Below are 23,093 nucleotides of genomic sequence, written 5' to 3' on the forward strand. Positions count from 1 at the left end.
AACTTCTTTAAGGCCGCATTTCGTACGCGCCGACGAGCGACAGAACCTGGTCCCAGATCCGGCCGGTGCGCTCCGCGTCGACAACCGGGCGCAGCACCTGTGACAACGCCCACTGAGCCTGGGCCTCGGTCGTCGCCGACTTCCCGTGCAGCTCGGTGGCGTACGCCGAGAAGTCCTGGACCAGGATCCCGAAGATCTCGTCGAGGATGTCGGTCTGGTTTCCGGTTTTCTCGGCTTTTCCAGCCATTTCGGTGTTTCCGGCGTTTTCCAAGATTAGCTGGCCGTAGACGACAAGCGCGAACAGCTGGCCCACCGCGATCAGGAAGTCCAGGTCGCCCTGCTGCGACTCGTCCGGCGCGTGCTTGAGGAGCAGCTCGCAGAGGCCGTCGGCCTGCTGGCGGAACCGGGCCACGTTCGGAATGCTCGCGTGCGCGTCGTACACCGTGCGCCAGTCGTGGAACTGGATCTGCCCGAGACCCCGCGCCGGACCCTGCCGGAACAGGAACTCGTCGTCGGCGTCGTCCTGCCGGGCCGGCACCGGCTCGTACACCGCCGGCTTGAACAGGTAGTTCGGCATGAACTTCAGGATCAGGGCGAGGTTCACGTGGACCGTACCCTCAAGTTTGGGAAGTCCCCGGATGTCCTTGGCGGCCTTGTCGAAGTAGGTGTCCGCCTCGAAGCCCTTCGCCGCGATCACGTCCCAGAGCAGGTCGATGACCTTCTCGCCCTCGGTGGTGACCTTCATCTTGGTCATCGGGTTGAAGAGCAGATAACGGCGGTCGTCCGGCCCAGCCGAGCGGAAATAGTCCACCGCCCGATCGGCGAAGAGCTTCATTGCCACAAGCCTTGTGTACGCGTCGGTCAGCTCCCGCCGCACGTGCGGGAACGCGGTCACCGGTTTGCCGTACAGCATCCGGCGGTGCGCGTGGGTGACCGCCTCGTACATGGCGTGCTCGCTGATGCCGATCGCGGCCGTGCACAGGTTGAACTTGCCGATGTTCACCGTGTTCAGCGCGGCGTCGAACGCGGCCTTGCCGGTGTGCAGCACGTCCTGCTCACGCACCGGGTAGTCGTCGAGCCGGAACTCGCTGACGAACATCTGCGAGTTCACCACGTTCTTCACGAGGTGATAATTCGGGTGCCGGCTGTCGGCGGCGAAGAACACGTACCCCTCGGGGCCCTCGATGTCGGACCGGCGGCCGAAGACGCTGACCAGGCCCGCGACGTTACCGTTGCCGATGTAGTACTTGCTGCCGGAAGCGGTGAAGCCGTCCTGCCCGGCGGTCGGCGTCAGGACCATGTCGGTGGCGTAGATGTCGGCGCCGTGGCTGCGCTCGGAGAGCCCGAACGCCATCACGTGGCCGTCCCGGAGCAGCTGCGCGGCGTGCTCGCGGGCTTGCGCGTTGGCGCTCTGCCAGACCGGGCCGAGGCCGAGGACGGTGACCTGCCAGGTGTACCAGTAGTTGAGGCCGTAGAAGCCGAGGATCTCGCTGAGTGCCACGTTGCGGGCGGTGTCCCAGCGGGTGCCGTCGTCACCGCCGTCGGCGGTCGGCGTCAGAAATTTCGCGAAAAGTCCCTCTTTGCCGACGAATTCTAGGAAGTCCGCGTACCACTCGCGATCGATGTACGTGTTGAGCAGCGCCTTCTTGCCACGCTCCTCGAAGAAGTCGATCGTGGCGCGCAGCAGGCGGCGGGTCTCCGGGTCGAAGTGCGCCGGGTCATAGGTGTGCGGGTTGAACAACACTGTTCTGTACTTTCCTCTCAGATTTTTCGCAGCGTCTCGAGGACGTCGTCGAGCCAGTCGAGCAGCATCCGCTCGTAGGCGATTCCGCCTCGCAGCACCACGTGCTGCAGCCGTTGCCCGGTGTCCAGGTCGGTGTCGTCCGGGAAGTCGCGTTTCTCGCCGGTCAGGTACCGGTTCAGTGTCGCCTCGTGGTCGGCCCGATATCGCACGACCTCGGTGATCAGCGCGGTCCGCCCGGCGTCGTCGTCGAAGGCCGCCCCGCGAATCTTCACGGCCAGCTCGTGCCGGACCGCCTCGGGCTGCACCGGCTCCCGGAGCCACCCGACCAGCTGGTCACGCCCGGAGCCGGTGACCGAGTAGGCCCGTTTGTCCGGCCGGCCATCCTGCCCGATCTCCTGGGAACTCACCCACCCGTCGGTCTCCATCCGCTTGAGCACGCGGTAGATCTGCTGGTGCGTCGCCGTCCAGAACCGCCCGATCGACCGCTCGAACCGCCGCGCCAGCTCGTAGCCCGACCCGGGCTGTTCCAGCAGCGAAACCAGAATCGCGTGCTCCAAGGCCATGCCCCCATCCTGCTATGCAACAAGTTGCATAGCAAGACCATCCCGCCGGTACGCGAACCGGCTCCCTCCCGCGCGGTTCCTTTCCCGCGTGGTTGCTTTCCGCCCGGTGTCCTCCCGCCCGGATCCGGCTCGGATCCGGCTCGGGTGGCTCTGGCGTGGGTGGGGTCGCAACCTGATCCGCCCTGCGGCCGGTCTCGCGAGGGCGCCGGTGTCGGGTCGGCCGGGCTGGCCGGTGCGGCGATGGCTTCGTGCGGACCTGGTGAGTTTGTGCCCGCGGGCCGACCAGAAGCTCACGAGATCTCGGAGCGTTGCCTCGGCCGGTGAGGGTTTCGCCGTCGCCGGGCGCTTGTGGGAGCGGCGCGGAAAATGATCAGCGGCGGTTGCGTGGGTGCTTTGGGCGGATATGACACGATATGGTGATGCTTTTGTCTCGTCGGGCTGTGTTGGGGGCGGGGGCCGCTGCTCTCACCGGCGCGGCTGTTCAGCCTGCTCGGGCTGATGGGCTCGCGTCGACCGACCGCCTGGGGGACGGGCTGGTCCGCCGCGGCGGACCGGCCGGTGCGGGCCTGCGCCGGCCGGTGCCGCGGCCTGGTGGCGGCCGGTTGTCCACGCCTGACTGGGTGGCTCTCGCCGCCTCGCTCGACGGGAGTCTCGAGCTTCCGGACACCGCGCTCTACGAGCAGATCCGGCAGCTCGCCGACCCCCGTTTCGATCAGGTTCGCCCGCCGGCGATCGCGCGCGTCGCGCATGCCGCCGATGTCGCCGAGGTGGTGCGGTTCGCGCGCGCGGCCCGCATCGCCGTCGTGACGCGTGGGGGCGGGCACTCCTACGTCGGGGCGTCCACCTCGGCCGGCGGCGTCGTGCTCGACCTGCGCGGGATCCAGGACGTGCGGTACGACTGGGGGAGCGGCACCGCGACGGTCGGCGGCGGCGCGCGGCTCGGTGACGTCTACGACCGGCTCGGTGCGGCCGGGCGGTCGATCCCCTCGGGGTCGTGCGGTTCGGTCGGGATCAGCGGGATCACCCTCGGTGGTGGGATCGGCATGGCGGCCTCGGCGTACGGGCTGACGTGTGACGCCGTCGTCGAAGCGGAGGTGGTGACCGCCGACGGGAGTACGCGGGCGGTGGACGCGCAGCGGGAGCGGGACCTGTTCTGGGCGTTGCGCGGTGGTGGTGGCGGCCAGTTCGGGGTGGTGACCGGCTGGCGGATGCGCACCCACCGGGTCACCACGACCGGGACGTTCGTCCTGAACTATCCCTGGGGTGAGGCCGCCCGGGTAGCCGCCGGCTGGCAGGCGCGGCTCGCCACGGCACCCGACGAGACCTGGTCGACCTGTCAGTTCGCGTCCGACCGGAACGGGCGATTGAGCGTACGCATCTCGGGGGTTGTCCTGGAGGGTGACCCGGACGCGGAGGCCGCGGAGATCGCTCGGGCGGTGGGGCGTGAGCCCGCGCTCGCGAAGCTGGAGCGCCGCGCTCACCTGGACGTCCTGCACGATCGCGCGGGGGAGGCGCGGCGCGGGACGGAGCTCGCCGGTAGTGAGATCTTTCGATGGGCTCTGCCGGAGCCGGCGATCGCCGAACTTCTCGCCACGGTGGAGCGGCGGGCTCGGGCGCGCAAGCCCGGAGTGGCGAAGTTCAAGCGGCTGACCGGTGCGGCCGGGCGGGTGCCGACGGACGCGACCGCGTTCCCGTGGCGGGGCGCGCACACCATGCTGCAGTGGCTGGTGCTGCCCGGAAGCACCGATCCGGCAGCCGTCCAGGATGGTTACGCGTGGATCGAATCCGGTCACCGGGTGATGAGCCGCTGGTCGGCAGGCCGGTACGTCAACTATCTGGAGCCGAGTCCGGCGGTGCTGCCCCGCTATTACGGATCGAGCTTTTCGCGGCTGCGCTGGATCCGGGCCACGGTGGACCCGCAGTCGCTGTTCCGGTCACCGTACGCTCTCTGAGATGCAGCGTGTCCTGATCTCCGGCCCGGCCTCCTGGAACCTCATGATCCATCTTGCGGCGTTTCCGCGCCCGGAGCCGCACCAGGTCTTCGCCGACTGGCATCACGAGGCGATCGGTGGGACCTCGGCGGGGAAAGCCCTGAACCTGGCCCGGCTGGGTGTGCCGGTCACGCTGCTGACGGTGGTGGGCGACGACGAGCCGGGCCGGCGGATCAGGGCGGCGCTCGACGGGATCGACCTGTTGGTCACCCCCAGCGCGAACGGCTCCGAGCGGCACACCAACCTGATGGACGGAAACGGCCAGCGGCTCTCGATCTACCTGAACCTGCCGTCGATCGAGGGTGAACCGGCCGTGCCGGCGCTGGACGAGGTCGACGTGGTCGTCGCCGACCTGGCCGAAATCAGTCGTCCGGTCCTGCGCGCCGCCCGCGCCGCAGGCAAGGAGATCTGGACCGACCTGCACGACTGGGACACCGAGAGCGAGTACCAGCGCGAGTTCGCCGAGACCGCCGACGTGATCTTCGCGAGCGCCGACCGGCTGCCCGACCCGGTCGTCTTCATGCGCGACCGGATCGATGCCGGTGCGCGCCTCGTGGTCTGCACGTTCGGCGCGGAGGGTGCGATGGCGCTGGAACGCGGCGCCGACCCGATCCACGTCCCCGCCGAGCGGGTCGACGAGGTCGTGGACACCAACGGTGCCGGGGACGCGTTCGTCGCCGGTGTCCTGGCCGGACGGCTGCGCGGGATCCCGCTGCCGGAATGCCTGCGGGAGGGCGCTCGCGCAGGCGCCGCGGCGGTCCGCTCCCGCGAACTCGCTGGCTGAGATCTCCTACACTCGCGGCGTGCGATTCGATCGACGCGCGTTGCGCGCCTCCGTCGCGGTGGTCGCGGTGGGCGGCGCGCTCACTCTGGGTGTTCTTGCGGGGGTACGGTGGACAGCCGCCGGTGAGCCGCTGACGATCACCCCTCCGGCCGGTGCCGACGAGCGGCTGCCCGAGGGCGGTTACGAGCCGGTGATCGACAACGAGGCCTCGGACGTTCACCGCACGCTGGAGAGCGACCGTGGTTCGGCCGAGGTCGGCACCTACGCCGTGCCGCCCGCGACCACCTGGGACGACGTGTCGTCCGTGGTGGCCGGGCAGCTCGGCGAGGGCTGGCAGCGGTTCGGCGACTGCGCCGACACCGGCAAGCGGGTGATCACCTGCCGCTGGGAGGAACCGTCCCGATGGTGGCCGCGATCGGTGCAGGTCGTGCTGATGCGGCCGCCGGCCGACCGGTCGAAGGACGACTTCGTCTGGCCGGACAACAAGTTCCTGATCATCGGGGCCGGCCGGGGCTGATCAGGCTCGTTCGAGCACCACGACCGGGATCTCCCGGTCGGTCTTCTTCTGGTACTCGTCGTAGTCCGGCCACGCCTCGGCCATCTTCGCCCACATCTCCGGTTTCTCGGCCGGGGTCGCCACCCGCGCCGTCGCGGCGAACCGCTCACCCTTGATCTGGACCTCGACCGCGGGGTCGGCCTCCAGGTTCACGAACCAGGCCGGAGGCGCGTCGGTGCCACCTTTCGAGGCCACCACCAGGTACGCGTCGCCGTGCTCGCGGAAGATCAGCGCGTGCGAGCGCTCCTCGCCCGTCTTCCGTCCCGTGGTGAAGAGAATCAGGATCGTGGTGCCGTTGCGCCAGTAGAAACCTTCCTCGCCGTCGGTCTCCAGGTAACGCGCAACGTGCGGGGCGCCGTGCAGATCGATCGCAGATGTCATGATCTGACCCTACCCAGCCGTGCGATGTGACCCACATAAAAAGGGATGACAAGCCCCAGGGGCAATGTTGCAGCATCAATGTCGTGGATGCGCGCGGACCGGGACGATTTCTGTGGTGGCTGGCTCGGCAGTGCCGGGGGTGGGTGGCGCTCGGCGCGTTGTTCGGGTCACTGTGGTTCGTCAGTCTGGCCCTCACGCCGTACCTCATCTCGCAGGCCGTTGATCGCGGCCTGGGGCCGCGTGACCTGAGCGCGCTGCTTCCCTGGGTCGCGGCGGTTTTGATCCTGGGTGTGGCCAGCGCCGGGCTGGGGATCATGCGGCATCGCAGCATGACCAAGCTGCGGCTGAAAGCCGCGCTGCTCACCGTCGACATGGTGATGACGCACGCCACCCGGCTCGGGTCCGCGCTGCCGCGCCGGGTCACCGCGGGCGAGGTGGTGACGATCGGGATCTCCGACGTGTGGACGATCGGCCGGGCGATGAACGTCGGCGGTGTCGGTGTTGCCGCGACGCTGGCGTGTCTCGTGGTGGCGACGCTGCTGTTCCGCACGTCGCCGCCGCTCGCCGTCGTGGTGCTGATCGGTGTGCCGGTGTTCGCGCTGATCGTCGGGCCGCTGCTGGGGCGTACCCAGAAGGCCGGCGCGCGGTACCGGCAGGCGCAGGGCGAGCTGAACGCGCGACTCGTCGACGTGCTCGGCGGCCTGCGGATTCTCAACGGGCTCGGCGGCAAGGAGACGCATCTGCGCCGTTACGAGGGCCAGTCGGCGCGGGTGCGCGAGCTCGGTTACCGGGTGGGCCTCCCGGCCGGCTGGATCGGCGCGCTCGGTGACGGCCTGCCGCTGGTCTTCCTCGGGGTGGTGACGTGGCTGGCCGCGCGGCTCACGGCCGCGGGCTCGCTCACCGTCGGTGAGCTGATCGCGGTGTACGGGTACACGGCCATGCTCGTCATTCCGGTGAATGTGCTGATCTTCTGCGGTTTCGACATCACCCACGGTCTGGTGGCGGCCCGGCGGGTGACCGAGTTCCTGCGGCTGCCCGCCGACGATCCGTCCGGGGTGTCCCCGCCGGACGAGCCGGCGGTGCTGCACGACCCGGTCTCCGGTGTCTCCGCCGCGCCGGGCAGGTTCACCGCGCTGGTCGCCGACAACCCGTCCGACGCGGTGGCGGTGATCGATCGGCTGGGTTCCTATGGTGTTTCGGCGGCGTCCTGGGGATCGGTGCTGCTCAGTGACATCGCCCAGCCTCTGGTGCGATCCCGGATCCTGGTCGCGGAGAACGACGCCGCCCTGTTCGCCGGGTCGCTGCGCGAGATCGTCGCCGGGCGCGACGAGCCGGACGACGATCGGGTCCGTGCCGCCATCGGGGTGGCGGTCGCGGGTGACATCGCCGCCGATCTCGCCCGGCCGGTCGACTGGGGTGGCCGCAACCTCTCCGGCGGTCAGCGGCAGCGGCTGCGGCTGGCCCGGGCGCTGCACGCCGACCCGGAGATGCTGCTCGCCGTCGAGCCGACGTCGGCCGTGGACGCGCAGACCGAGGCCGCCATCGCGGAACGTCTCGTGGCGGCTCGTGCCGGGCGCGGGACGCTCGTGGCGACCACTTCTCCGGTGCTGCTGGCGCGGGCCGACGAGGTGGTCCACCTGGTCGGCGGGCAGGTCGCGGGTTGTGGCACGCATGCCGGGCTGCTGGCCGGCTCGCCGGGTTATCGGGCCCTGGTGACCAGGGTCTTCGACGCTTTCGAGGGGGACGTGTGAGCGCCGTGCTGCCAGTCGCCGGCAACCGTGAGGTCGGGCGGGCCGCGCTGCTGCTGCTCGCCGCCGATCGGCGTGCCGTCGCCACGATGATCTTCCTCAGCTCGCTGGCGGCGGTCGCCGGGCTCGGAGCGCCGTGGCTGCTCGGCCAGGTGATCGACACGGTGACCTCGGGTGGCGGTGGCCGCCGGGTGGACCTGCTGGCGGCCGGCGTGCTGGCCTGCGCGGTGGTGCAGACGGTACTGGCGCGGTTCGCGCTCACCGTCGGATACCGGTTCGGGGAGCGGACGGCGGCCCGCATCCGCGAAGGGTTCCTGCGCCGGGCCCTGGCCCTGCCGGCTTCGGTGGTGGAGCGGGTGCCCGCCGGTGACCTGGCCGCCCGGGGCAGCACCGATGTCGACACGGTCGCCACGACACTGCGCGACGTCCTGCCGAAAGTGTTCATCAGCTTCGTCCAGGTGCTGTTCATCGTGGCCGCCGTGCTGGTGCTCGACCCGCTGCTCGGACTGGCCGGCGTGCTCGGGCTGTCGGGCATCTGGTTCTGCGTGCGGTGGTACCTGCGGGTGGCGCGGGACGCGTACCTGGCCGAGGGCGCGGCCAACTCGCGCCTCGCCGAAGAGCTCGCGGCGACCACGGCCGGTGCGCGTACTGTCGAAGCATTCGAACTGGCCGGCCGCCGCCTCGCCGCCGGTGATGTCGCGATCGCCGACACCCGCCGCACCCGGCTGGCCACGCTCGCCCTGCGCAGCGTCTTCTTCCCGCTGGTCGAGACGTCGTACGCGATCCCGACCGTGCTGGTTCTGCTGCTCGGCGGGGTGCTGTACATCGACGGCCATGCCAGTCTCGGCACTGTCGCGGCGGCGGTGCTCTATCTGCGGCAGCTCGTCAACCCGCTGGACACGATCCTGCTCTGGGTCGAGCAGTTGCAGAGCAGCAGCGCGTCGTTCGCCCGGGTCGAGGGGATCGGGTCGCTGTCCGCCTCGGACCCGGTCTCCTCGTCAGCCGTCCCTTCCGGTGATCGGATCGAGGTTCGCGGGGTGCGGTACTTCTACGAACCCGGCCGGGACGTTCTGCACGACGTCGATCTGACCGTGCGACCCGGGGAGCGGCTCGCGATCGTCGGGCTCTCCGGCGCCGGGAAATCCACGCTCGGCCGGTTGATCGCCGGGGTGGACCGGCCTACCGCGGGTTCCGTGAAGGTCGGTGGGGTGCCGATCGCGGATCTCGGCCCTGATCAGTTGCGCCGTCAGGTCGTTCTGGTCACCCAGGAACACCACGTGTTCCGTGAGACCCTGCGGGACAACCTGATGGTGGCCGCCCCTGATGAGGCGTTGCGCCGTGCGCTGGCCACGGTCGGCGCGGACTGGGCCGGCGACCTCGACCGTGACCTGGGGGAGGAGCCGCTGGACGGTGCTCAGGCACAGCAGCTGGCGCTGGCACGGGTGCTGCTGGCCGACCCGCACACGGTGATCCTGGACGAGGCCACGGCGCTGCTGGATCCGAGGGCTGCGCGTACCGCGGAGCGCGCACTGGCAGCGGTTCTGCACGAGCGGACGGTGATCGCGATCGCGCACCGGCTGCAGACGGCTCACGACGCTGACCGGGTGGCGGTGATGGAGGACGGGCGGATCATCGAGCTGGGCACGCACGACGATCTGGTGGCGGCGGATGGGTCCTACGCGGCCTTGTGGAGAACGTGGCACAGCACACCGTCGATCCACGGAGATCAGCTGACAGCCCCGAACCAGTAACCGAAGTAGAGCGACTACCCGATCCGTCGCGGCGCCGGGTGCGTCGTGGTGTCGCGGTGCCGGGCCGTCGCGGTGCGGGGCCGTCGCGTCGCGGGGCCGTCGCGGTGTCGCGGCGAGGCGGTGTCGGGGGCCGCGCCGGGCCGGGCCATGTTGCGGCGAGGCGGTGTGGGGGGCCGCGCCGGGCGGGGCGGTGTCGCGTGCGGTGCGAGGCGGGGGCGAGGCGGGGCCGGGGTGTTGGGTGCTGCGGTGCCGGGTGCTGTTCCGTGCCGGCCGTGCCATGGGTGCGTGACCTTTTCCGGCGGCCTGGGTGTCGTAGTGCGGTCGGCTGGTGCCTGTGGTCATGCGGTGGGCTGGTGCCTGTGGTCATGCGGTGGGCTGGTGCTTGTGTCGTGTGGGGCCGAAATGCGACCGTGAGCGCGAGCCGGGACTGTGCCGCTAGTTGGCAGGCTGGGGATCGCTCACGATCCGGGTGGGCCCGCCTGGGGCTGTGCTGGATCTTGAGTGATTGTTGACCACTCGAGTTTCGCCAGTTCAGCATGCCGATGTGGCGCGGAGAGCCGGCTGATCACGGTCGGCTACGAGAACCGGGGTGACGGCCCACCGTGGGCTCGGAGCTACGTGACGCGTGGACGGAAGCGCACGCACGCTCGGTGGGGCGTAGCCGGGGTCGCACAGTTGCGGTCCGTGTGACCTCACCACGGCCAGGGCGTTGACCCGGGCACACGATGGCGTTACGTGCGACCTGACCCACCCTGCGACAGGGTTCGCCGCGCGACAGGCCCCGACTGGTCCGGCCGGCCCGACTGGTCCGGCCGGCCCGACTGGTCCGGCCGGCCCGACTGGTCCGGCTGGCCCGACTGGTCCGGCTGGCCCGACTGGTCCGGCTGGTCCGGCTGGTGCGGCTGGTGCGCAGCGCAGCCGGTCATCGGGCTGGTGCCGGTGTGGTTCCTCTACGAGATTCGGGCATCTCAGGCCATCCGGCACCAGTGAATCCTGCGTTCTGGCCGGCCAGAACAAAGCCGCAAATATCTGAGGCTCGTGCCACGGAACTGCCTGACCCGCGCCGCACCGGACGACCCGTGACCTACGGGCTCCGCACAATGGCGAAAGTCGAGTTGACCACATGGGGTGGAGGATCGCTCAAGATCTCGGGGTGATCAGGCGCCCCGGGCAGTTGTTGGCTGTTCCCTGCCGTTGGGAGTCTCCCGTGCGCGGATCTTGAGCGATTTCCGACCCCAGGGACTGAACAGACCCCAGGGGGTGCAGGATCGCTCAAGATCCGGGTCACCGGTGCGCGTTGATGGGCCGCCGGCCGCGGTGGCGGCGGTGGGTCGCGGTGGCCGCGGTGGCGGCGGTGGGTCGCGCTGGCCGCGATGGCGGCGGTGGGTCGCTGGGCCCTGCGTACCGCTGAAGACCTCGACCGGCGGCAGGCGCCTCTGATGGCGCGCCAGCCGCTGGTAGGTCCCGGCCCAGGTTCCCGCTGGGATCGCGGGGGAGTGCCTGGGTTGTCTGGTTACCCGCTGCCATCACCACGGTGGACGCCGGTGGCTGTCCGGGCAGGGCTGACCAGAATTGTGGACAACGCACCGCCTGGCAGAGCGGGCTCCCACGCCACGATGACGGAAGCCGGGCGGCCCCGAATCGCCACGATCGCGAAGGTGACAACGCGAAGTGCTCGCTGCCGGATCGGCAGCGAGCACTTTCGGGAACTACGGAGCGGGGAGAGCGGTCCAAGCGCCGAGCGGTCCAAGCGGTCCAAGCGGTCCAAGCGGTCCAAGCGGTCCAAGCGCCGAACGGACCACGCGCCGAGCGGAAGGCGGGAGGGTTAGATCGGGTTGGTGTATTCGCGGCCTGTGCCCGGGACCTTGGCCGGGATGCCTCGGCGAGACCGCTCTGTCTTGACCGCCACCTCGATCACGTCGTAAGCCGCGCCGATCACCGCGATGGCGATGATGATGCCGGTCAGCCAGTTGAGCGGCTCGACCGTGCCCCAATCCAATGTGGACATCCACTCCGGGTTGAAGAAGCGCTCGGTCGCCAGCAGCCACACCGCGGGAGCCGTGAACAGCACCGCCAGCACGGCGTTCACCGCGGTCACCGTGTGGGTCCAGGCGCCCTTGCGGAAGAGCCAGATCGCATAACCCACCTCGAGCAGCAGGACCACGATCAGGAACGGCCACCAGAAGGTCCAGTTGTCCGGGTTCAGAACCGGCACGTCGGTGAAGGTGAACTGCTGCAGGACCAGCGCGACGATCAGCAGCACCGGCCAGATGATGGCGGTCGCCAGCTCGCCGATGCTGATGGCGCGGGGTTCGTAACGAGGCAGGTCGGTCAGGTTCCACCCGCGGCGGTTGGAGCCGGGCAGCTCGTCGTGGGCCACGCCGGTGCGCTCCAGCAGGGCGAAGATCGCGGTGGTCCAGAAGGCCATGTGCGCCCCGACGGTGATCAGGGTGCTGACGGCGGTGCCGATCGCGGTGCCGATCGACGGGTCGTCCAGGGTGCGCAGCGTGGTGAGCGCCACGACCACGATCGGCAGGACGATCGTGAGCAGCATCTTCAGCACCCGCCACCAGACTCCGAAGAGTTCCGGACCGATCAGGTACTGCTTACGGTCGGCGTACCCATCAGCGAGGTGGTCGGGGTCGCCCAGCTCAAGCAGCGTCTCCTCGATGGCCGCCTCCGGCGGTGAGCCGCCGGCCACCCGGGCCTCGACCGCGTCTTCGATGGACGTGCGCAGCTCGCGGTCGATGTCGGTGCGCTGCTGCTCGGGGATGCGGCGCAGGACGGTGTAGACGTAGCGGTCGATGAGGGTGGTCACTTGTCGCCCCTTGAGTCGAGATCGGTCACTGCCTTGTCGAGCCGCGTCCACTCCTCGCGCAGGGCGGCCGCGATCGCGTCGCCCTGCGGTGTGGTCCGGTAGAACTTGCGCGGCCTTGCCTCGTCGGTGTTCCACGCGCTGGTCAGCAGGCCCTGGGCCTCCAGGCGCCGCAGCAGGGGGTAGAGCGTGTTTGCCTCCACCTCGAAACCGGCCGCGCTCAGTGTTTCGAGCAGCGAGTATCCGTAGCCCGGCGTCTGCAGGACGGTGAGACTCGCAACGACGACCGTGCCGCGGCGCAACTCCTGCAGGTGAGTGGAGAGCGTCGCATCCGTTGTCATGTGAGAAACGATAGTGTGTGCCGCACACTATGGCAAGCCACACGACATTGCCTCAGCCAGTTTGTTTAACCCGGCAATCTGGACGCGCCGCTAAGCTCGGCCGGTGAGCATTCGTCATTTGCTGCGTGGCCTGCCCGTTCTCGCCGGTCCGCTGCCGTCGTTCGACGCCGGCGACGCGCCGGACGACCCTCGCGAGCTGTTCGTGACGTGGCTGACCGAGGCGGTCGAGGCCGGTGTCCGGGAGCCGCACGTCGTGACTCTGGCGACGGCCGGCGCCGATGGCCGGCCGGACACGCGCGTACTGATGCTCAAGGAGCTCGACGATCGTGGCTGGCTGTTCGCCACCGGCGCGAGCAGCGCCAAAGGGCGCCAGCTCGCGGAAAACCCGTGGGGCGCGCTCAATTTCCATTGGCGTGAGCAGGGGAGACAGATCAGGGTACGCGGAACCGCCACCCCACTGGACGCACAGCTCGGTGCCGCCGATTTCCTGTCCCGCCCGGACATCTCACGGGCGGCGAGCCTGGCGGGCCGGCAGAGCGCGGTCCTTGCCGGCCCGGAAGAGCTGGAGCGAGCCCTCGCGGCGGCCGAGCAACGCGTGCGGGACGATCCCGGCGTCATCGCCGAGGACTACACGGTCTACGTCGTGGCGCCGGTCAGCGTCGAGTTCTGGCAGGGTGACGCTGACCGGCGCCACGTGCGGTTGCACTATCGCCGCGAGAGCGACGGGTGGATCAAGGAGCGGCTCTGGCCGTGAAGCCATCGAGCGCCGCGAGAATCAGGTCGGCGGCACGATCGGCGCCGCCCTCCGCGCGTACCCTCGCCTTGATCGTGGCGGACTGAGCCGGCGCCGAGCCGGCGAGCAGGTCCAGCAGGGTTTTCCGGAGTTCGGCGGCGGTGACCGTGGCGGAGTCGATGACCGTCGCGACGCCCAGTTCGGCCAGCTGGGCGGCGTTGGCGAACTGGTCGGCGGCCTGCGGAGCGGCGATCATCGGGGTGCCGGCCCAGAGCCCCTCGCTGCTGCCGCCCATCCCGGCGTGGGTGAGGAACGCGTCGGCCTGATCGAGGATCGCCAGTTGCGGGACCCACGGGTGCACCTCGACGCTGTCCGGGATGCCGCCGAGGGTCGCCGGGTCGACGTGCTTGCCGATCTGGAGCACGGTGTGCCAGCCGGGCAGATCGCCGAAGGCGGTGAGGCAGCGCCGGTAGAAGTCGGCGTGGTCGGTGAAGGCGGAGCCGAGCGAGACCAGCAGGACGTTCTCGGCCGAGGGCGGCCGGGTCCAGGTGCCCTGGTGGGAGCGATCGCCGAAGATCGGGCCGACAAAATCGACGACAGTCGGGTCCACCCGGTCGGCGTGGGGCTGGAGGGCGCGCGGGATGAGTGCGAGAGCGCGCGGCGTCCGGCCCTGGAACGCCATGCTGTCGGTGACCGAGGAGCCCTCCGCGGTGAGCCACTCGGTGAACCGGCGGTAGTAGCCGGCGCCGCGCGGATCGGACCGCATCGCCTCGATCATCGGTGCCATCTCCGTCTCGTATCCCTCCCAGGCCACGAATGTGGACGAGAGCTGGATCGCGGGGATGCCCCACTGCTCGCCGAGCAGCCGGGCCGGTGCGCCGGCGATGTCGTAGAGGAACAGGTCGGGGCGATCGCCGGTGTAGGCCTCGCGCAGCTGCGGGAGCATCGCGATGGCGTCGTCGAGGAAGAGTGTGAGCTGCTCGATCGGATCGTCGGTCCAGACGTCGTCGGTGGTGGGCAGCGTTGATCGGTACGGCTTCAGGGTCGCCCCGGTGGACTCGATGACCTCGGCGAACGAAGCGTCGTTCGCATAGGTGAGCCGATGGCCGCGGCTCGCGAGGGTACGCACGATCTCCAGGCTCGGGTTGACGTGCCCGTGTGCGGGGATGCTGACGACGGCGATGTGCGGCATGAGGCCCTCCAGCGGAAGTCAATGAGACGAGACGTATCGTCTCGCTAAAACAGGCGAGCGTCAAGACGAGACGTTGCGTCTCGCTGTAGAGTTCTCCTATGACCGCCGATCCCGCCCGGCGCAGCGAGCGTTCCCGCCGCGCGATTCTGGCCGCCGCCCTCGAACTGCTCGCCGAGACGGGGTACTCCGACCTGACCATCGAGGCGATCGCGGCCCGGGCCGGAGTCGGCAAACAGACCATCTACCGCTGGTGGCGCGGCAAGGGCGCGATCATCCTGGACGCGCTGATCGACGCGACCGCCTCCGCCGAAGCCCTCGTCCTGCCGGACACCGGCGACCTGGAGACCGACCTGCGGACCGTCATGCGGGCCACGGTCGCCGAGTTCGCCGACCCGAAGCTGTCGGCGACCACCCGGGCTCTCACCATCGAGACGCTCAACGACGAGAAACTCGCTGAGCAGGTCCGCGACCAGCTGCTGCGCCCTCAGCTCGACGCCGTGAAAGACCGGCTAGCGAAAGGCCCGATCCGCGCCGGCGTCGATCTTGATCAGGCCGTCGAGCTGCTCTTCGGCCCGCTGTACCACCGCTGGCTGCTGCGGACCGGGCCGCTCACCGACGAATATGCCGACGGCGTGGTGCAGCTGGCGATCACCGCGATCAAGCCGTGACGGGCGCCGACGGGCTCACGCTCCGGCAGCTCGGTCCCACCGTCTACCTGCCGTCCGGCGTCTACTCGATCGGCACCGGCGCGATCGCGCCCGTCCTCGCGCTCTCCGCCACCGAGCTCGGCGCGTCCTTCGCGGTGGCCGCGGTCGTCGCCGGCATGGTCGGTGTCGGTCAGATCCTCGGCGCGGTGCCGGCCGGCGTGCTGGTGTCCCGGATCGGTGAGCGCCGGACCATGCTGCTCGGTAGCTCCCTGGCCGTGCCGGCGCTGCTGGCCTGCGTGTTCGCGGGGCACGTGCTGCTGCTCGCGGTGGCCGTCATGCTTGTCGGGCTGACCGCCGCGGCGTGGGGTGTGGCCCGGCACGCGTACATGACCGAGGCGGTGCGGCCGGAGCTGCGGGCCCGTGCCATGTCGACGCTCGGTGGCGTGGGCCGGATCGGCACGTTTCTCGGACCGTTCGCGGGGTCGGTAGCCGTACACCTGATGGGTTTGAAGGGTGCGTATCTCGTCGCGCTGGGCGCGGCAGTGATCGCGAGCGTCCTGCTGCTCGCGCTGCCGGAGGTGCCGCATGATCGGCCGGTGTTCTCCGGCGCCGCGCCCGCGCTGCGCGACGTGATTCGCGACAACGCCCGCACGCTGCGCACTCTCGGTCTGGCGGTGCTGCTGGTCGGTGCGTTGCGGGCGTCGCGGCAGACGATCCTGCCGCTCTGGGGCGCGTCGCTCGGACTGGAGCCGGCGACCATCGCGCTGATCTACGGCATTTCCGGCGGGGTGGACATGCTGCTGTTCTATCCGGCCGGGAAGCTGATGGATCTGTACGGCCGGCGGTCCGCGGCGGTGCCGGCGATGGCGCTGCTCGGTCTCGCGTTCGCGGTGCTGCCGCTGGCGAGCGGGGTGGCCGGGCTGGCCGCCGCCGGGGTGCTGATGGGCATCGGCAACGGGCTCAGCGCCGGGCTGGTCATGACGGTCGGCGCGGACGTGTCACCGGCGGCCGGGCGGGCGCAGTTCCTCGGGGTGTGGAGGGTCTGCGCCGATCTCGGTGCCGGTGGCGGGCCGCTGCTGATCGGGGTGGTGACGGCGGTGGCCTCGCTGACGGCGTCCGCTGTGGTGGTCGGCGCGGCCGGCCTGCTGGCCGCCGGCCTCATGCATCGGTGGCTCGCGAAACAGTAGCGACCGCGAACTCGCCTGGGAAAACCCCGGCCTCGGCGATCAGCTCACCCTGGGTGGACCAGATGCCGGAGCGCCCAGAGGTACGGTCGAAGCCGCCCCCGGTCGGGCCGGCGAACGCGGCCGTGGCCACCCACACCCCGTGATCCGCGGCGACCCGGCGGGCCCGATCCCCGTGCACGTGCGCCTCGTGGTCGTGGTGCACCACGCCTGCCACGTAACCGTCGATGCCCAGCGCCGCGGTCCGTTCCGCGTGCTCCGGGATCCCGGTGTCCCGGCAGACGGCCAGCCCGAGCCGCCAGCCGTCGACGTCGAGGACCGCCGGCTCGCCCGGCTTGAACGACTCCGCCTCGCTGCCGTGCAGGTAGACCTTGCCGTAGACGACGCGGGCCCCGCCGCCGTCGACCGCGAGCACGCCGATCCACGGACCCGGCACCGGCGCGCCGACCAGGGCGATCGTCGACGTTTCCGCACAGGCCTCGACGATCGGGGCGAGCCTCGGGTCGTCCGGTTCGACCACGGCGGCGTCCAGTTCGTACCCGGCGAGGGACATCTCCGGGAAGACCACCACCCGGGCGCCGGCGGCCCGGATCGCCGCGGCGTGCGCCACCGCGTTCGCCGCGACGGCATGGGGGCTGGTCAGCGGCTGGGCCACCGCGATGGTCAGGCTCTGCGAGAATGTCTCCACTTCCCGAAAATACCTGGGAACCCTTTCGACGGGCTGCGCGTGTACTGGTCATGACGGCGGCGGCAGCCCACCTGTCAGATTTATCCGTTAAATCAGTCAGCGCTTTCAGGTTCTAGCGCAGTCCCTCTTTTGCCCTCGCTTCGGTCGGGGCCAGCGCGCTGCTCAGCGTTCTCGCCGTGTCGATCAGCGGGACGTGGCTGAAGGCCTGCGGGAAGTTGCCGACCAGGCGGCCCGCGTCGGTGTCGTACTCCTCGGACAGCAGGCCCACGTCGTTGCGCAGCGCGAGCAGCCGCTCGAACGTCTCCCGGGCCTCGTCGTGCCGTCCCATCAGCGCGTAGTTGTCGGCCAGCCAGAACGTGCAGGCCAGGAACGCGCCTTCGCCGGGTGGCAGCCCGTCCACGTCGGTGTCCGGGTGCTGGGTGTACCGCTGCACGAACCCGTCGACCAGCAGGTGCTCCTCGATCGCGGCGACCGTGCCGATCACCCGTTCGTCGTCGGCCGGCAGGAATCCGACGAGCGGCACCATCAGCAGCGAGGCGTCCAGCTCCTCCGAGCCGTAGAACTGGGTGAACGTCCTGCGCTCGGTGTCGTACCCCTTCTCCAGGATGTCGTTGCGGATCTCGTCGCGCAGCCGGCGCCACCGGTCCACCGGGCCGTCCAGGGCGAACTCCTCGACCGCCTTCACCGCGCGGTCGGCTGCTACCCACGCCATCAGCTTGGAGTGGGTGAACTGCTTCGAGCCGCCGCGGACCTCCCAGATGCCCTCATCCGGGTCCATCCAGTGCTCCTCGACGAACTCCATCAGCTTCACCTGCAGCCCCCAGGCCGGGTCGTCCGCCTTCAACCCGGCTCGCCGGCCCTGGTGCAGGGCGTCCATCACCTCGCCGTAGACGTCCAGCTGGAACTGCTCGGCCGCCGCGTTGCCGATCCGGACCGGGTTGCCGTCGTAACCGGTCAGCCAGTCCGCCGTGTACTCGTCGAGGCGGCGCTCGCCGGCTACCCCGTACATGATCTGCAGTTCTGAGGGGTTGCCGGCGATGGCGCGCAGCAGCCATTTGCGCCAGGCCGTGGCCTCGCTCTGGAAACCGGAGAACAGCAGCGATTGCAGCGTGATCGTGGCGTCGCGCAGCCAGCAGAACCGGTAGTCCCAGTTGCGCACCCCGCCGAGTTTCTCCGGCAGGCTCGTGGTCGCGGCCGCCACGATGCCACCGGTGGGTGCGTACGTGAGAGCTTTCAAAGTCAACAGCGAGCGTACGACGGCGTCGCGCCACTCGCCCTCGTACGTGCACGCGGAGATCCAGCCGCGCCAGTAGCCCTCGGTCACGCCGAGCTGGTGAACCGGATCGGTCGGCTCCGGCGCGGTCAGGTGCGACGGGCGCCAGGTCAGGGTGAAGGGGATGGTGTCGCCCGCGCGTACCGTGAAGTTCGCGTGGGTGGCGAGGTTCTCCCCGCGGGTCTCCACCGGGGTGCTCAGCCAGACCGCGTCCGGGCCGGCGACCGCCACCAGGTCGTTCTGCTCCTTGTAGACCCACGGGATCACGTGGCCGTAATCGAAGCGCAGGCGCAGGACCATGCTCATGTCGACTTCGCCGCGGACGCCCTCGACGAGCCGGATCACGGAGGGCGACTCGGTGCGGGGTGGCATGAAGTCGATGAGGCGCACCAGACCGGTCGGTGTCTCGAACTCCGTCTCCAGCACGAGGGTCTCGTCGCGGTAGCGTCTTCTCGCGGTCGACTCGCCTTCCGGCGCGATCGTCCAGTGCCCGTTCTCCTCGTCGCCGAGCAGCGCCGCGAAGATGGCGCCCGAGTCGAATCTCGGCACGCACAGCCAGTCGATCGACCCGTTCCGGCCGACCAGGGCTGACGTCTGTGTGTCCGCGATGATCGCGTAGTCCTCGATCGGGAGAGCCATGACCAGTGTCTTTACCCAGAAGTGCCAGGATGACACGGTGACGCTTGTGGAGATCAACGGCTCGTCTGCCGGCATCGAGGTCGTGCACAGGGCCGCTACCTGGAACTATGGCCACTACACCTCGATGCAGGTCCGCGACGGCGCGGTCGCCGGGCTCTCGCTGCACCTTGCCCGGCTGCGCGACGGGTCGGCGGCGTTGTTTCCCTCCGCGGCTTTCGATTCCGCAGCGGTGCCGTCGCTGATCGGCCACGCTCTCTCCGGCAGACGAGACGCCTCCGTGCGCGTCGCGGTTCTGCCACACAAGGACTTCGAGGGTACGGACGTGATGGTGTCCGTTTCCGATCCGGTTCCCGACGATGACCGTCCGCCGTTGCGGGTGCGTTCGGTGGCTTACCGGCGGGAGCTCCCGCACGTGAAGCACATGGCGACGATGGGGCTGACCTACCACACCCTGGCCGCGCGGGCCGCCGGTTTCGACGACGTGCTTTTTCTTGGTGACGGCGGTCTGGTGCTGGAGGGCTCGGTCTGGAACGCGGTGTTCTTCGACGGCGAGGCCGTGGTCTGGCCCGAGGCGCCGATGCTGGAGGGGATCACCATGCAGGTGCTGCGGTCGCGGCTCGAAGCGCTCGGCATTTCGTCGGTCAGCCGTCCGGTGCTGGCCGGCGATCTGGCGGGCCTGCGGGGAGCGGCCACGACGAACTCGCACTATCCGGGCCAGCCGATCACGTCTGTCGACGACGTGGCCTTCCCGGGGTCCGAGGAGTTGAGCGCGCTCTTGCGGAACGCCTGGAAGAGCGTGACGTGGGAGCCGTTGCTCGACTAGGGGGTCCAGGGCCGGTCGGCGGGCGTGTGTGGTTTTGGGCTCTGCGCTTCGGGCTCCGGGCTTCGGGCTCCGGGCTTCGGGCCTCCGGCTTCGGGCCTCCGGCTTCGGGCCTCGGGCCTCGGGCTTCGCGCTTGGCGCCCAAAGTCGACACGCACACCGCTAATTGGCTGTCCGTGTTGAGTTGAGGTGCGGATTGTGCCCTAAATCAACATGCTTCGGTGCTTCGCTCGCTCGGCGGTGGCTGACCGCCGGTGCTGCGGGCTCGGCTTGGCGTGAACCGGGTGGGTTTGTGGTCGAGGGGCGGCCGAACCGCCCAAGATCGGCGCGGGGCGGGGTGTTGGAGGGATGCGGCGATGCCCCAGCCGCAGGGGGATCGGCTGGGGCATCGCGGGTCTTGGTTCCTCAGTAACCGAAGTCCTGGGTGTAGTAGGGGGTGCCGTTGGCGGAGTAGACGGCGCCGACGCCGACGGTCTTGGACTTGCAGTTGACGATGTTGGTGCGGTGGCCTGGGCTCTTCATCCAGCCGTTGACGACCTGGGCGGCGGTGCGGTATCCGTAGGCGACGTTCTCGGCGGACGGGCTGGTGTAGCCGGCGGCCTTGGCGCGGGCGACGAAGTTGGAGTTGCCGCGGCCGGTGTGCGAGAAGGTGCCGGTCTGGGCCATGAAGGCGCTGTGGCCGCGGGCGGCGACGGTGAGCTTGGCGTCGACCTTGAGCGCGGCACAGCCGTTCGAAACCCGCTGAATGTTGATGAGGCGGTTGATCTCGTTCTGCAGGACGGTCTCGCTGGTCTTCGCCGGCGCCGCCTGGGCGGGGCTGACAGACATCGTGGCGAGGCCGAGGGCGGCCGGGGCGATGAGGGCAGCGGCCAGGGCGAAGCGGCGAAGAGCGTTGCGCAAGAGGTCCCTTTCGGCAGGTCAATGTTGCTTGCGCTGTTCTCTTCGGCCCTGCCCGAGCCCGCTGGATCACCGAGCTGGTGCGTGTCGGTCACCGTCGGGTTGCCAGAAATCCGGCTGAACGCTGCGGCCGCCGCAGGTGACAGCCGGGGGCCGTGACGTTGAGCCGGGGGCCGTGGTGTGCAGCCGCTTCCGACCGGCTTAACGCTGCGGCCGCCGTGGACGACAGCTGGGGGCAGTGGTGTTCAGCTGGTGGGTGGGGGTTTCAGGGGGACCAGGGGAGGGACTGCCACAAGGACGGCTGGTGGGTCAGTTGGATCAGGCGCTTCTCCAGCTCGCGGTATTCCGGGCCGTGGACCGAACTGCCCCACAGCGGCGCGCTGCTCACCCCGTCTGCCGCTGAGGTCACCAGGGTCATCACGTCGAGGGGGAGGCCGTCCGCCTCCAGCTCGGCGGTCAGCGCCGCCGTGTCGGCGTCGACCAGGGACGCCACGGCCGGGACCGTGGACAGCTGACTGATCAGTGCGATCGAGCGCCGCAGCGCCGCCTCGTCGGACGGCGGCGCGAGCAGGGCACGAATGTATGCCCTGGTGAACCGGCCGGGAGACACGTCGGCGGGGTCCAGGCGGCTCTCGATGTCGGCGTGGAAGGCGGCCAGCAGGCTTCGGGCCAGTTCCAGCAGCAGCTCTTCCTTGCTGGCGAAGTGGTAGATCAGGCCACCCTTGGACACGCCGGCGTGGCGGGCGATGTCGTCCAGCGAGGCGTTGAGGCCGCGCGTGCGGACAACTTCGCCCGCTGACTCCAGCAGCGCACGCCGGGTGTCCTCGGGTGATCTACCAGCAGTTCGTCCCATTTGTCCCAACTTCATACCAGGCCGGAAAAGTGAGCCTAACGGGACGGGATCAACCGCCACGCGACCACGGCCGCCACGAACATCAGGCCGGCCGCTACCAGTGACGTCGCCTGCATCGCGTACAGAAAGGCGTCCTTCGCGGATTGGATCAGTGTCGCGTCGCGTACCGGGTCCAGTACCCGCAGCGCCGAGCCGAGCGAGTCCGAGGCCGCCGCTGACGAGGGCAATCCCAGCGTCGACCGGTACACCGAGGTCAGCAGCGAACCCAGCACCGCGATGCCGAGCACGACGCCGAGCTCGTTCGCCGTCTCGGTCACCGCTGACACGGAGCCCGCTTTCCGGGGCGGCGCGGCCGAGATGATCGCGTCGCCGGCCAGGGTCATCGACAGGCCGACCCCGAGGCCGACCGGAACAAGACAGAGCGCTAACCACCCGTACCAAGGCTGGCTCGCCGCAGGCGCGACGAGAGCGAGACCCGCGGCAGCGACGGCGAGTGAGGCGGCGATGGCGCGGCCGCGACCCAGGCGGGTGATGGCGATGCCGACGAGGGCCACCACGACCATCGATGCGATGGTGGCGGGTAGTTCGGCGAGGCCGGCTTGCAGAGGAGTGAAGCCGCGGGCGAACTGGAGGTACTGCGAAAAGAAGAAGAGCAGTCCGACCAGGCCGAAGATGGAGATGACGTTGGCGGCGACCGCGCCGGAGAAGGCCGGGCTGCGGAACAGGTCGACGTCGAGCATCGGGTTGGGAAGGCGGCGCTGGCGGCGTACGAAGAGCCAGCCGGCCAGCAGGCCGACCGCTGCGAGCGGCCATGCGGAAAGGTGGGTGATCGCGAAGACGATCGGCACCACCGCGAGCATCGACAGGAACGCCGACGGCCAGTCGAAACGGCCGGGATTCGGGTCGCGCGACTCGGGGAGCAGAAAGATCCCGGAGACGACCAGGACCACCATGACCGGCACGTTGATCAGGAAGACCGAGCCCCACCAGAAGTGTTCGAGCAGAAATCCGCCGACCATCGGCCCGGCCGCCGAGCCGGCGCCGAACGCGGCCGACCAGACGGCGATGGCCCGGGTGCGTTCGGCGTCGTCCGGGAAGATGTTGCGGATCAGCGAGAGCGTCGACGGCATCAGCGTGGCGCCGGCGACGCCGAGCAGCAGGCGGGCGATGATCAGCTCTTCCGCGCTGGTGGCGAACGCGGCGAGCAGCGAGACCGCGCCGAACAGCACCGAGCCGGCCAGCAGGATGCGCTTGCGGCCGATCCGGTCAGCGAGGTTGCCCATCAGCGCGAGCAGGCCGGCCAGGGCGAGCGAGTAGATGTCGCCGATCCAGATGACCTGCTCAGCGGTGGGGGACAGGCTCTCGGTCAGGGACGGCACCGCGAGCGCGAGCACCGTCCCGTCGATCGAGAGGAGCAGGACCGCCGCGGACAGCACCCCGAGGGCCGCCCAGCGGCGGTTCTTGACCGTGACCGTCTGACTCATGCCGGTACT

General features: G+C 69.9%; 21 protein-coding genes. 10 read left to right on the plus strand and 11 right to left on the minus strand.

Features of this window, described 5'->3' with window-relative positions; translation table 11 throughout:
- Positions 1-7: 7 nt before the first annotated feature.
- The gene (locus ACQP2E_RS10885; protein WP_433830446.1) at positions 8-1,744 is read right to left on the minus strand and encodes an acyl-CoA dehydrogenase family protein; all 1,737 of its coding nucleotides are present in this window, start codon (positions 1,742-1,744) and stop codon (positions 8-10) included.
- Positions 1,745-1,761: 17 nt separating this feature from the next.
- Positions 1,762-2,307 carry a PadR family transcriptional regulator gene (locus ACQP2E_RS10890; protein WP_433830448.1) on the minus strand — a complete coding sequence of 182 codons (546 nt, stop codon included), beginning with the start codon at positions 2,305-2,307 and terminating at the stop codon, positions 1,762-1,764.
- 440 nt (positions 2,308-2,747) lie between these two features.
- Here ACQP2E_RS10890 and ACQP2E_RS10895 point away from each other — a divergent pair, with 440 nt between their 5' ends.
- The 3 genes from ACQP2E_RS10895 to ACQP2E_RS10905 are packed head-to-tail and all read left to right on the plus strand — an operon-like array spanning position 2,748 to position 5,599.
- Positions 2,748-4,259 (plus strand): FAD-binding oxidoreductase, encoded by a 1,512-nt coding sequence (locus ACQP2E_RS10895; protein ID WP_433830450.1) that lies wholly within the window; start codon positions 2,748-2,750, stop codon positions 4,257-4,259.
- 1 nt (position 4,260) lies between these two features.
- Complete coding sequence (locus tag ACQP2E_RS10900) at positions 4,261-5,082, plus strand: carbohydrate kinase family protein (RefSeq protein WP_433830452.1); 822 nt, start codon at positions 4,261-4,263, stop codon at positions 5,080-5,082.
- Between the two features lie 19 nt (positions 5,083-5,101).
- On the plus strand, positions 5,102-5,599 hold the full coding sequence (locus tag ACQP2E_RS10905) for a hypothetical protein (RefSeq protein WP_433830454.1): 498 nt from the start codon (positions 5,102-5,104) through the stop codon (positions 5,597-5,599).
- On the opposite strand, the gene ACQP2E_RS10910 is transcribed toward ACQP2E_RS10905, so the two are convergent.
- Positions 5,600-6,019, minus strand: a complete 420-nt coding sequence (locus ACQP2E_RS10910; RefSeq protein WP_433830456.1) for a nitroreductase family deazaflavin-dependent oxidoreductase — start codon at positions 6,017-6,019, stop codon at positions 5,600-5,602.
- Positions 6,020-6,162: 143 nt separating this feature from the next.
- On the opposite strand from ACQP2E_RS10910, the gene ACQP2E_RS10915 reads away from it, so the two are divergent.
- The 3 genes from ACQP2E_RS10915 (at position 6,163) to ACQP2E_RS10925 (ending at position 10,508) form a co-directional block, all read left to right on the plus strand.
- The gene (locus ACQP2E_RS10915; RefSeq protein WP_433833890.1) at positions 6,163-7,770 is read left to right on the plus strand and encodes an ABC transporter transmembrane domain-containing protein; all 1,608 of its coding nucleotides are present in this window, start codon (positions 6,163-6,165) and stop codon (positions 7,768-7,770) included.
- Entirely contained in the window at positions 7,767-9,518 is a 1,752-nt protein-coding gene (locus tag ACQP2E_RS10920) for an ABC transporter ATP-binding protein (protein WP_433830458.1), read from the plus strand. The genes ACQP2E_RS10915 and ACQP2E_RS10920 overlap by 4 nt, the downstream gene beginning before the upstream one ends.
- 735 nt (positions 9,519-10,253) lie before the next feature.
- Positions 10,254-10,508 carry a hypothetical protein gene (locus ACQP2E_RS10925; protein ID WP_433830460.1) on the plus strand — a complete coding sequence of 85 codons (255 nt, stop codon included), beginning with the start codon at positions 10,254-10,256 and terminating at the stop codon, positions 10,506-10,508.
- 835 nt (positions 10,509-11,343) lie between these two features.
- On the opposite strand, the gene ACQP2E_RS10930 is transcribed toward ACQP2E_RS10925, so the two are convergent.
- Positions 11,344-12,336: a permease prefix domain 1-containing protein gene (locus tag ACQP2E_RS10930; protein WP_433830462.1), complete on the minus strand. Its 993-nt coding sequence runs from the start codon at positions 12,334-12,336 to the stop codon at positions 11,344-11,346.
- On the minus strand, positions 12,333-12,674 hold the full coding sequence (locus ACQP2E_RS10935; RefSeq protein WP_433830464.1) for a PadR family transcriptional regulator: 342 nt from the start codon (positions 12,672-12,674) through the stop codon (positions 12,333-12,335). The genes ACQP2E_RS10930 and ACQP2E_RS10935 overlap by 4 nt, the downstream gene beginning before the upstream one ends.
- A 103-nt stretch (positions 12,675-12,777) precedes the next feature.
- Between ACQP2E_RS10935 and ACQP2E_RS10940 the strand changes: the two genes are divergently transcribed.
- Positions 12,778-13,428, plus strand: a complete 651-nt coding sequence (locus tag ACQP2E_RS10940; protein WP_433830466.1) for a pyridoxine/pyridoxamine 5'-phosphate oxidase — start codon at positions 12,778-12,780, stop codon at positions 13,426-13,428.
- Here the strand turns inward: ACQP2E_RS10940 and ACQP2E_RS10945 are convergent.
- Complete coding sequence (locus ACQP2E_RS10945; RefSeq protein WP_433830468.1) at positions 13,406-14,599, minus strand: macrolide family glycosyltransferase; 1,194 nt, start codon at positions 14,597-14,599, stop codon at positions 13,406-13,408. The genes ACQP2E_RS10940 and ACQP2E_RS10945 overlap by 23 nt on opposite strands.
- A gap of 98 nt (positions 14,600-14,697) precedes the next feature.
- On the opposite strand from ACQP2E_RS10945, the gene ACQP2E_RS10950 reads away from it, so the two are divergent.
- Together ACQP2E_RS10950 and ACQP2E_RS10955 are read left to right on the plus strand one after the other, a co-directional pair.
- On the plus strand, positions 14,698-15,267 hold the full coding sequence (locus tag ACQP2E_RS10950; protein WP_433830470.1) for a TetR/AcrR family transcriptional regulator: 570 nt from the start codon (positions 14,698-14,700) through the stop codon (positions 15,265-15,267).
- Positions 15,264-16,433, plus strand: a complete 1,170-nt coding sequence (locus ACQP2E_RS10955; RefSeq protein WP_433830472.1) for an MFS transporter — start codon at positions 15,264-15,266, stop codon at positions 16,431-16,433. The genes ACQP2E_RS10950 and ACQP2E_RS10955 overlap by 4 nt, the downstream gene beginning before the upstream one ends.
- Here the strand turns inward: ACQP2E_RS10955 and ACQP2E_RS10960 are convergent.
- Positions 16,405-17,118, minus strand: coding sequence for a carbon-nitrogen hydrolase family protein (locus ACQP2E_RS10960; RefSeq protein ID WP_433830474.1), 714 nt, complete (start codon positions 17,116-17,118; stop codon positions 16,405-16,407). The two genes, ACQP2E_RS10955 and ACQP2E_RS10960, sit on opposite strands and share 29 nt — an antisense overlap.
- A gap of 112 nt (positions 17,119-17,230) precedes the next feature.
- Entirely contained in the window at positions 17,231-19,030 is a 1,800-nt protein-coding gene (locus ACQP2E_RS10965) for a glycoside hydrolase family 15 protein (protein ID WP_433830476.1), read from the minus strand.
- Here ACQP2E_RS10965 and ACQP2E_RS10970 point away from each other — a divergent pair.
- Positions 19,029-19,853 (plus strand): aminotransferase class IV, encoded by an 825-nt coding sequence (locus tag ACQP2E_RS10970; RefSeq protein WP_433830478.1) that lies wholly within the window; start codon positions 19,029-19,031, stop codon positions 19,851-19,853. The genes ACQP2E_RS10965 and ACQP2E_RS10970 overlap by 2 nt on opposite strands.
- A 402-nt stretch (positions 19,854-20,255) precedes the next feature.
- Here the strand turns inward: ACQP2E_RS10970 and ACQP2E_RS10975 are convergent, their stop codons facing one another.
- The 3 genes from ACQP2E_RS10975 to ACQP2E_RS10985 all read right to left on the minus strand — a co-directional run bounded on the left by ACQP2E_RS10975 (position 20,256) and on the right by ACQP2E_RS10985 (position 23,084).
- Positions 20,256-20,750, minus strand: coding sequence for a CAP domain-containing protein (locus ACQP2E_RS10975; protein WP_433830480.1), 495 nt, complete (start codon positions 20,748-20,750; stop codon positions 20,256-20,258).
- 262 nt (positions 20,751-21,012) lie between these two features.
- Positions 21,013-21,600, minus strand: a complete 588-nt coding sequence (locus ACQP2E_RS10980) for a TetR family transcriptional regulator (RefSeq protein WP_433830482.1) — start codon at positions 21,598-21,600, stop codon at positions 21,013-21,015.
- Between the two features lie 35 nt (positions 21,601-21,635).
- Positions 21,636-23,084: an MFS transporter gene (locus ACQP2E_RS10985; protein ID WP_433830484.1), complete on the minus strand. Its 1,449-nt coding sequence runs from the start codon at positions 23,082-23,084 to the stop codon at positions 21,636-21,638.
- Positions 23,085-23,093: the final 9 nt, after the last annotated feature.

The organism is Actinoplanes sp. CA-015351 (genome assembly GCF_050955685.1).
Taxonomy (GTDB): Bacteria; Actinomycetota; Actinomycetes; order Mycobacteriales; family Micromonosporaceae; genus Actinoplanes.

What these genes read in the sequence shown, in the direction of transcription:
- ACQP2E_RS10935 (WP_433830464.1), bottom strand. Translation starts at nt 12,674, where the DNA reads ATGACAACGGATGCGACGCTCTCCACTCACCTGCAGGAGTTGCGCCGC.
- ACQP2E_RS10910 (WP_433830456.1), bottom strand. Translation starts at nt 6,019, where the DNA reads ATGACATCTGCGATCGATCTGCACGGCGCCCCGCACGTTGCGCGTTAC.
- ACQP2E_RS10985 (WP_433830484.1), bottom strand. Translation starts at nt 23,084, where the DNA reads ATGAGTCAGACGGTCACGGTCAAGAACCGCCGCTGGGCGGCCCTCGGG.
- ACQP2E_RS10945 (WP_433830468.1), bottom strand. Translation starts at nt 14,599, where the DNA reads ATGCCGCACATCGCCGTCGTCAGCATCCCCGCACACGGGCACGTCAAC.
- ACQP2E_RS10965 (WP_433830476.1), bottom strand. Translation starts at nt 19,030, where the DNA reads ATGGCTCTCCCGATCGAGGACTACGCGATCATCGCGGACACACAGACG.
- ACQP2E_RS10980 (WP_433830482.1), bottom strand. Translation starts at nt 21,600, where the DNA reads ATGGGACGAACTGCTGGTAGATCACCCGAGGACACCCGGCGTGCGCTG.
- ACQP2E_RS10900 (WP_433830452.1), top strand. Translation starts at nt 4,261, where the DNA reads ATGCAGCGTGTCCTGATCTCCGGCCCGGCCTCCTGGAACCTCATGATC.
- ACQP2E_RS10890 (WP_433830448.1), bottom strand. Translation starts at nt 2,307, where the DNA reads ATGGCCTTGGAGCACGCGATTCTGGTTTCGCTGCTGGAACAGCCCGGG.
- ACQP2E_RS10950 (WP_433830470.1), top strand. Translation starts at nt 14,698, where the DNA reads ATGACCGCCGATCCCGCCCGGCGCAGCGAGCGTTCCCGCCGCGCGATT.
- ACQP2E_RS10970 (WP_433830478.1), top strand. Translation starts at nt 19,029, where the DNA reads ATGACCAGTGTCTTTACCCAGAAGTGCCAGGATGACACGGTGACGCTT.